Raw genomic sequence first — 9,438 nt, forward strand, 5'->3', positions numbered from 1 at the left:
TAGAAGATGAAAAAGTTTTTTATGAGTATTGTTCTGTTGACTGTTTCGATTATAGGCATGGCAACAGATTATAAAGACTTGCTGACAGTTTCTGTAAATGGAGTGTCAAGTGAGCAAGAAGCTACAATCTCCGTAGAACCGACAGGAGGAGATAAGTACACGTTGAGTCTGAAGAATTTCGTAATGTCTCAGGGAGGTCAGAAGATAGGTGTTGGTAATATCGTATTACCCGATATTACAGGTGAGACCGTTGATGGCGCTACGCTGCTGGAAACGTCGCAAACGGTAAAAATCACCGAGGGTGACGATCCATCTATAGGCTCATGGCTCGGCCCCAATTTGCAAGATATTCCTATCGAGTTAAAGGCGAAGATACAGGGTGGAAAGCTCTATACTGTTATTCACATCGATATGAAAGCGACGTTAGGGCAGGTCATTGAAGTCGTATTTGGGCGTGGTTATCAGCTACCCAATGCGGGTTTTGAAAACTTCCATAAGGAAGGAACCGTAGACGAACCCAATGCATGGCATTCTTTTGCAAGTGCTAAAGGAGTGTATGCCGGTACAGCGAAGAGTTTAGGCCCTTACACATTCATCGCTGAAGGAATAATGCGGCCGGGCTCAAATGGGAATAAAAGCGTATTACTTCAATCGGCTTCATTCTTGTTTATAGTTGCAAATGGGACCATGACCACAGGCTGTATGATAGCTGGATCGACGATTGCGTCAGATAAAAAGAACCATGCGGAGCTCGATATGAGTTCTACAGAAAAGGATAGTAACGGCGATCCTTTCTATACACTGATGAACGGACGGCCCGATTCGCTTGCCGTATGGGTGAAGTTCACGCAGGGCGAAGCCGTTGCAGCGCACCCCTATGCAACGATGAGCGCGGCCATTACCGACGGTACCTATTACCAAGATCCCGAGGATAAAGCATACAGTAATGTGTTGGCCAAAGCGAAGAATAACAAGATAGAGAGCAAGGGCGGCGCATGGCAGCGCATTGTGGTGCCTTTCGATTACGTTAATAAGTCGGTCGAGGGCAAGGCCATCCTCGTTACTCTTTCTACTAATGCCGATCCCGGGCAGGGCAGCAAGGGTGATAAGTTGTATGTAGACGATATCGAACTTGTCTATAATTCACAGTTACGCGGTATCTCTGTCGATGGTACACAGGTGGCTAATTTTGATCCGAATACGCTTTCTTACCAACTCAAGACAGATAAAGAGCCGACGGCTGATAAAATTGTGGCCACAACAAATGGTGCCTTAATCAAGAAAACCATAGCAACAACTGCGGAAGGTTGGGATGTTACGCTTACATCGCTGTCGAACGATTTGAAATCGCAAACCGTCTACACGCTTCACTTCACTAAAGATACGCCGAGCGGTATCGGTACCGTTGACGGAACATCCGGCGATCAGGTCAATTCAATATACAATCTGCAGGGTGTAAAAGTCGATGCAATGCAGAAAGATGGTGTTTACATTGTGAAGAAAGCCAACGGTCAAACAGTTAAGGTTGTAGGAAAATAATAACGGTTTACTCTTTTGGAGGGATAAACACGGTATAGATTTAAAATGCGTGTTCGGTAAATATTCCGGACACGCATTTCTTTATATCTGAATATTCTACCTGTTATGCTCCTGTTACACAAGCATGTAGATTTGGTATTTTCATTTTTTTTCGTAACTTTGTAGCCGAAATATGATAAATGGAACGGTCTGCATTTTAGAACAGGAAACCGATAATTAACTCAGGATAGCTCGAAATAAAACTGCAAAAGGCTTTTCCCATCTTGTATTTATGGGCAAAGCAGTTTCCGTAAATACAATTACATCATGATAGAAAAGTATCAACAAAAAATCAACCATCGGGTAATAATTCCCACCCAACACTTTATGCGTCAGGAGAAATCCGGTGGTATAGTCCTCCTATTTTCCGTTATTATAGCCCTTGTTTTGGCTAATTCTCCTATCAGAGAGCAATATTTCTCGTTCTTCGAGCAACATTTCGGCTTCTTATTCAATGGTAGGCCACTGCTTAACTTTAGTTTGGAACATTGGATTAACGATGGTCTGATGTCTCTATTTTTCTTTGTAGTAGGGTTAGAGCTGAAGCGTGAATTTATCGGAGGAGAGCTCCGCCGCATCCGTAAAGTAACTCTTCCCGTAGGTGCTGCCGTGTTCGGTATGATTGTTCCGGCATTCATTTATCTGTTGTTTAACTTTAACAATCCCATAGTTGCACATGGTTGGGGTATCCCGATGGCCACAGATATCGCCTTCGCCCTCGCCATACTTTATATGTTAGGCGATCGTGTGCCGCTTTCGGCTAAGGTATTCCTCACCACTTTGGCCATTGTAGACGACTTAGGATCCGTTTTAATCATAGCATTCTTCTATACTTCCGAAATTTCTCTTTCCAATATCGGCATCGGGATGGCCTTTCTTTTCGTCATGTTCTTGGCAAATAAATTCGGTGTAAAAAATGTATGGTTCTACGGCATCGTAGGTATCGGCGGCGTATGGATGGCATTCTTGTTGTCCGGAGTACATGCTACAATCTCTGCCGTGCTTACTGCGTTTATGATACCTGCCGATTCTTCGATCCCCGAAGCGGCCTTTATCGCTCGCATAAAAAAGCAGATGAACAGGTTTGAGAAAGCGGCTGCCAACGATGTGATTACGCTGGAAGAGGAACAGGTGAAAATCATATCTAAAGTAAAAGACGAGACTGCGAACGCCATACCGCCGTTGCAGCGCCTTGAACACAGTTTGCATCCGTTGGTGTCGTTCGTTATTATGCCGGTGTTTGCACTGTCTAATGCCGGTGTGTCGTTTGTCGATATGCATCTTTCCGATGTTTTTTCCAATCATGTGGCCATGGGGGTTATGTTGGGCTTGTTGCTCGGCAAGCCGATAGGCATCATCTTCTCTGTGTGGTTGCTCACCCGATTGCGCTTAGGCGAACTGTCGCGCTCTATGACACGGCGCAGATTGCTGGGACTCGGCTTTCTTGCATCGATCGGATTTACCATGTCTATGTTCGTCACCACCCTCGCCTTTGCCGATGCAACGCATATGGTACAGGCCAAGGTGGGTATCTTTGCCGCTTCTATTCTCGGCGGATTGATTGGATATAAACTTCTGCATACATCGGCGCGATAAAGGGGCAAAAGGCATACTTTGTCTTTCCGCCGGAGATATACCATGTTCCTATCATGCTTATATAGTGTTCCTGATAGCTTTAGAGGATATGTTTGTAGAATATAGGCGGCGTATTTATCCGAATATGCGGTAGACTGTAAGTTCGATTAGCGTTTAAGATAGGGCAAAAAAACGCTGGATATCGATATTTTTTCACATAGAATAATAGGCTTTTGAAAATAAATTGGAAGAATGAACGTTATTACTATTGATGAAATTATATTATAAAATATTGGCCTCGATAGCATTGGCAATGATGCTGTTTGCATGCACCGACGACGATTCTTTTACTACGTCGCCGGCCCATCAGCTATCGTTTTCTACCGATACATTGAAGTTGGACACCACGTTTTCGAACGTTCCAACGGCGGCAAAGTCCTTTTGGATATACAATTATTCGGGAGATGGCATCAGATGCAGCAACATTCGTTTGGAACGGGGCAACCAGTCAGGCTTCCGTGTTAATATAGATGGCGTGTATTTAGGTAAGGAGGCAGGCTATCAGACAGGCGGTATTGAGGTAAGAAACAAAGACAGCGTGCGCGTTTTTGTAGAACTCACGTCGGCGTACACCCGCAAAGAAGCTCCGCAGAAAATAGAAGATAATCTTATTATAACGCTCGAAAGCGGGCGGATACAGAAGGTTAATCTGAATGCATATTCGTGGGATGCCGATGTGATAAGGTCGCTGAAAGTAAAGAACGATACCGTTATTTCGAGTACGAAACCGATTATTGTTTATGGCGGTATTACGGTAGACAGTGCTGCAACGTTGAAGATAGGGGCGGGAACTGTGCTGTATTTCCATCATGATGCGGGCATCAACGTGTATGGTAAGCTGGTTACAGAAGGTACACCCTCGGAGAATGTTGTTTTAAGAGGCGACAGGCTCGACCGTTTGTTTTCCTACCTGCCGTATGATAGAGTAAGCGGACAATGGCAAGGAATAAGGTTTCGTGGTTCCTCGTATGATAATGTTCTTGCTTATACCGATATACACAGCACGTTCAATGGTGTGCTGGCAGACTCGTCGGATGTGGCTCGTACCACCCTTACACTCGATGCCTGTACCATTCACAATTGTCAGGGATACGGGTTGATGAGTATCGAAAGCAAGGTTGTATTGCGCAATTCGCAGTTCACGAATACACTGAAAGACTGCGTATTTATAGATGGTGGCGATGCTATTGTGAACGGATGTACCATGGCGCAGTTCTATCCGTTCGATTCTAAGCGGGGTGTTGCCTTTCGTTGCAGTGCCTTGAAACCGCTGCTGGCTATGAATTGTGCCAATACATTGATAACCGGTTATGCCGACGATGAGTTGATGGTTACCCGAAAGAAAGATGATCTGGCGGTTGATTATCTGTTCGATCACTGTGTTATCAGAACTCCCAAACCAACTACGGCCGACAGTTTGAAATTCGTTGGGGTAGATTACGAGAATGTAAGAGATACGACGAAGTACGGAAGAAAGCACTTTGTAAAGATAGATACCGATAAACTTAGTTACGATTTCCGGTTAGACAGTGTGTCTTCGGCCATCGGTAAAGCTTCTCTCGCCACGTCTTTACCTACCGACAGGAGCGGGACTGCACGCGATGATAAGCCGGATATCGGAGCATTCGAATACGTTAAACAATAAATAAAAGCATGAAAAATATTAAGATAGAAATCGGCATAAAGCTGTGCGATTTTACCGAACTTCCCAAGGAAGAGCAAGAGCTACTGACCGAAGCCATCCGAGCTACCGATAACTCGTATGCCAACTATAGCAAGTTTTATGTGGGGGCGGCCTTGCGGTTAAACAACGGTAAGATTATGATAGGTGCCAACCAAGAGAATGCGGCGTTCCCTTCAGGGCTCTGTGCAGAACGTACTGCCATCTTTGCAGCACAGGCCAATTACCCCGACCAGCCTATACGAACGTTGGCTGTTGCCGCAAAGAACAGCGATGGCCTGCTTAAGCAACCGGTAACGCCATGCGGTGCATGCCGGCAAGTTATACTGGAGATAGAAGACAGGTATAAAAGTCCGATACGCATATTACTCTATGGTACCGAGGGCGTATATTGCATCGATAGCGTGAAAGACTTGCTCCCGTTATCGTTTATAGACAAGAATATGCGATGAAAATAAAGAATAGTAGCTTTTATGGCTATTGGTGCACTCGTTCCGGAAACGGCATCTGCTTATAAGTATTATGTGACGTATGCTGACGGAACAAAACATATGTTCCATGCAAAAAATAAAGAGGAGGCTATTGCAATGTTCGAAAGTGAAAATTTAGAAGAGCCTGCGGTTTTGACATCACGACCTAATGGCGGAATTCTTGCTGTTAAATAATTCTATTATAATTATAAAGCTGCGGTATCGGCTATACGGCCTTTATTCTTAAAAAGAATGAAGAGTTTGTCGATTTTTTTATTGTTATTTATATCTTCTGTACAGATAAGAGCACAGGTACCCCAACTGCAAAGCCCTGATGGGGGAATGTATGCATACCAAAAGACTAAAAAGGTGCGTTGCGACTCTGCACGGTTTTCTGCTTATTATAAACTTTTGTTTTTAAGAGATTCTACTAAAAGCAAATATACTGAGGCGCAAACCATCTTGCAGATATCGGATAAATATGTGCGATTTGCCGATTATTATTGTATATTAACCGACTCTATCAATGATTTTTGTACCCAAAGCCGAAAGAATGCGCATAACCCGGAGGCAAATAAGAGTTTCAATGCTGCTGCATTTAAACGGAGATACTATTGGGTAACTTTAACGAATTTGCTGACAAAGCAAACCACTGTGCAATGCCGAAATCTGCGGAAGTATGAATATACGATACCTACGCCGGCGATTAATTGGACTTTAGTGCAGGAAGACAGTGTTATCAATAATATTGTTTGCAAGAAAGCAACCTGTTCTTATGCGGGGCGTGATTATATTGCATGGTATGCGGAGAGCATAAATCTGCCTTATGGGCCTTATTTGTTTTATGGATTGCCCGGGCTGGTTATCAATCTCTACGATACCAAACGAAATTGGATATTTATCAACAACGGTGTAGGTGAAGCGAAAGAACTTCGGGAAATGTATTTATATGGCGGAAAAGAGATTATCAAGACAACCAAGGAAAAGGCGCTTACGGCATATCGGAATGAGATTGAAGATCATATGAACCTTGCGAAAGAAATTATAGGATGGACCATGATAGGTAGGAAAGAACAGCCTACATATCCTAAACGCCCCAGTAATATGCTTGAGTTGAAATGGTAATGAAAGCTGTTTCGTATTTGTTCTTTCTGCTACTATTACCTGTTTCCGTATTTGCACAAATGCTTACGGGAAAGGTTAAGAGTGCAGATAACAAAGCTATTTTTAATGTAACATGTAAGCTTTTCGACGCTAAAGACTCGCTGCTTGCCTATACATTTACGAAGCAAGACGGAACGTATACTATAGCTTGGCAACCTGCGGCACATCGTTTGGAGTTTTCTGCTATCGGTTATAAAAAGCAAAATGTATTGATAAAAGCTGATAGATACGGATATGATGCGACTCTAATATCCTCTGCCATTAAACTGAAAGAAGTAACGGTTACGGTTGAACCGATTAAGCGAAATAAGGATACTTTGCTATATAATGCGGATGCATTCCGCCAGAAAGAAGATCGTTACCTTGAAGATGTGCTGAAACGGCTGCCGGGTATCGAAGTTGGTAGTAACGGAGAAATAATCTATCAAGGCAAGAGTATTAATAAGTTTAATATCGAGGGGCTCGATCTTATGGGCAACCGATATAATCAAGCTACGCAGAATATGCCTGCAGAGGCAGTGGCACAGATACAAATAATGGAGAATAATCAGCCGATCAGAGCCTTAGAGGATAAGGTGAACAGTAATCGTGCTACACTTAACATCAAGCTGAAAAAGGACTATAAGATGCGTTCGTTTGGAGAGATTGAGGGAGGCATCGGATTTCCGGCAACGATATGGGATAACAGACTGACATCTATAGGGATAGCAACCAAAAATCAATTTTTTGTTTCGGCTATGATGAATAATAGTGGAATAGATTTAAGTCCGTTGACGAAAGATATGACTGTAATGAGTGATAAATACCTTGCAGAGCCGTTGCCGACTTCTTTTTTATATTCCCCCACGGTAAAAACGCCTCCGGTATCGCAACTTTATTATTTGAATAATAAGTCTTATTATATAGGTGGGAATTATCTTCATGCGTTTTCAAAATATGCCAATTTGCGGACTAATTTGCTGTATCATCACAATACAACGTTTAAAGACGACAGTACTTTCGTACGTTATGTATCGAATGATACCGTAAATATCTTCGAACGAAATGGCATAAAGGACAGAAATGATATTGTAAAAGCACAAATACGTTATGAACTAAACACGAAAAAACTGTATCTTTATGATGAAGTGCTTGGCAGTCTTGGTCTGAAAGATGCGCATAATGAGATAAAATCAAATATTGGCAGTGTGGGTGAAAGGGTGTGGAGTAACCCTTATTTTCTGCAAAATACGTTTAATGCAGATTTGAATACTCCCAATCATCTTTATACTTTTTCTTCCGTTATCAGAGCATATAAAGCTAAAGAAAAACTAACATCTTTATTTAAGGGGTGGGATAGAAGCTTTCAACCGATAGATATGTATAACTTTTTTATGCGCAATCGTGTGAGTACGGCCTTTGATGTATTTGGTAATAGTCTTACTTTCGGCTATATACTTGAATATAAGTATAATACTTTGGCAACGGATAAAGTCTCGCATCAAGCGAGTAGGTATTGGCTCAATACTATAGAGCCAACTTATGAAATCAGTTTTGATAAAGGATATATGGATATTTCTTTACCGGTGGAATATCTTTCTTATAACTATGGCTGGAGGTATAAAAATAGCAATAAAGTGTTATTTTCTCCATCTGTAGATTTAGAATATAAATTAAATAATATGCTGACTGCTGATATATCTTTGGGATATAACCGGAATGGAGATACTGAAAAGATGTTCTTTAATGGTATTCTTAATCATAATTATCGTACTTATTCTAAGATGATAGACAGTTTGTCTGTAGAACGAATGTCGATAGCAAATCTTCGTTTGGCCTATATTAATACTTTCGATATGCTGTCATGGAATATCTATATAGGGTGGATGCATGCTAAGAATGATTATTTCCTGAATTATTCTTATACAGATGATGCAACCTTTATTCGGCCTGTCTGGAGAGATAATGACCGATCATCGTGGAGTGTAGCCATGTCGTTAAAAAAGATATTTCGCTCTTTGGGTATAACATTTAATTATGGAAATCGTTATTCATATAATAAGTCGTTTCTTTCACAGAATACGGTCGAAGATTATATCAGATATAATGTATTTAGCAGTAATCTATCTTTTAATTGGAATAAATTGAGTTGGCTACATGCCAATGTTTCAGGTGTTGGTAATATAAGTTGGAAAGGTAAAGATCGTTTTTCGTATGACCATAGTATTTTAAGAAATGCTTATTATGCAATACGATTAGATTTTTTCCCGATAAAGAGGTTACGTTTATATACGGATTTCTCGCAAACAATAATTGAAATCACACAAAAACATTATTCTACTAACTATTTTCTTAATGCAGGATTACGATATGATGTTTTAAAGTTTCTTGCCATAAAATTTAGTGCGACAAATCTTTTAAATCGTAAATACTATACTGAATCTTTATATAGTGGTGCTAATTACCAATATTTTGAGTTTCCATTAAGGGGAAGAGAAGTTATGTTTAGTTTAAGTGTTAAATATTAAAATAATATTTTTTGTATATAAAGACTTGTTAGAATTAGAATGTTTTCAACGCTAAAAACAAGTGTTCGACATAGATAGATGAATTTAAAAAACAAGTCAAAAGATTTGGATAAATAAAAATAAACCGTTACCTTTGCACCACGTTTGGAAAAAATGCTATCAGCAATAAATACAAACAAGGAAGTTTGGGTGAGTGGCTGAAACCAGCAGTTTGCTAAACTGCCGTGCGCGTTAGCGTACCGGGGGTTCGAATCCCCCAGCTTCCGCAAGGGATACAAATAATGTTTTCCGTGATGGTCGGTTCATCTAACGGTTAGGATACAAGATTCTCAATCTTGGCATACGAGTTCGATTCTCGTACCGACTACTAAAACTAAGATGTTTTGCCAACAGTTCTGCTGTT

7 protein-coding genes and 2 tRNA genes are annotated in these 9,438 nt (G+C 41.2%); all 9 read left to right on the plus strand.

What is annotated here, in order from left to right; genetic code table 11:
* Nucleotides 1-6 precede the first annotated feature (6 nt).
* A complete protein-coding gene (locus BN3912_RS05960) occupies nt 7-1,539 on the plus strand; it encodes a calycin-like domain-containing protein (protein ID WP_023983225.1) in 1,533 nt (510 codons plus the stop codon).
* A 306-nt stretch (nt 1,540-1,845) separates the two neighbouring features.
* Nucleotides 1,846-3,174 carry a Na+/H+ antiporter NhaA gene (nhaA, locus tag BN3912_RS05965; RefSeq protein WP_023983224.1) on the plus strand — a complete coding sequence of 443 codons (1,329 nt, stop codon included), beginning with the start codon at nt 1,846-1,848 and terminating at the stop codon, nt 3,172-3,174.
* Nucleotides 3,175-3,424: 250 nt separating this feature from the next.
* A complete protein-coding gene (locus BN3912_RS05970) occupies nt 3,425-4,858 on the plus strand; it encodes a right-handed parallel beta-helix repeat-containing protein (protein WP_023983223.1) in 1,434 nt (477 codons plus the stop codon).
* Nucleotides 4,859-4,866: 8 nt separating this feature from the next.
* On the plus strand, nt 4,867-5,346 hold the full coding sequence (gene cdd / locus BN3912_RS05975; RefSeq protein WP_023983222.1) for a cytidine deaminase: 480 nt from the start codon (nt 4,867-4,869) through the stop codon (nt 5,344-5,346).
* A gap of 21 nt (nt 5,347-5,367) precedes the next feature.
* Entirely contained in the window at nt 5,368-5,559 is a 192-nt protein-coding gene (locus tag BN3912_RS05980; RefSeq protein ID WP_023983221.1) for a hypothetical protein, read from the plus strand.
* A gap of 57 nt (nt 5,560-5,616) precedes the next feature.
* Nucleotides 5,617-6,489, plus strand: a complete 873-nt coding sequence (locus BN3912_RS05985; RefSeq protein ID WP_023983220.1) for a GLPGLI family protein — start codon at nt 5,617-5,619, stop codon at nt 6,487-6,489.
* A gap of 209 nt (nt 6,490-6,698) precedes the next feature.
* The gene (locus tag BN3912_RS05990; RefSeq protein ID WP_230204666.1) at nt 6,699-9,035 is read left to right on the plus strand and encodes a TonB-dependent receptor; all 2,337 of its coding nucleotides are present in this window, start codon (nt 6,699-6,701) and stop codon (nt 9,033-9,035) included.
* A 179-nt stretch (nt 9,036-9,214) separates the two neighbouring features.
* Nucleotides 9,215-9,301: transfer RNA gene (locus BN3912_RS05995), tRNA-Ser, on the plus strand.
* Between the two features lie 29 nt (nt 9,302-9,330).
* Nucleotides 9,331-9,402 (plus strand) — tRNA-Glu (locus BN3912_RS06000).
* The last annotated feature ends 36 nt before the right edge of the window (nt 9,403-9,438 follow it).

Origin of the sequence: Prevotella phocaeensis (genome assembly GCF_900065875.1) — a bacterium.
GTDB classification, from domain to species: Bacteria; Bacteroidota; Bacteroidia; order Bacteroidales; family Bacteroidaceae; genus Prevotella; species Prevotella phocaeensis.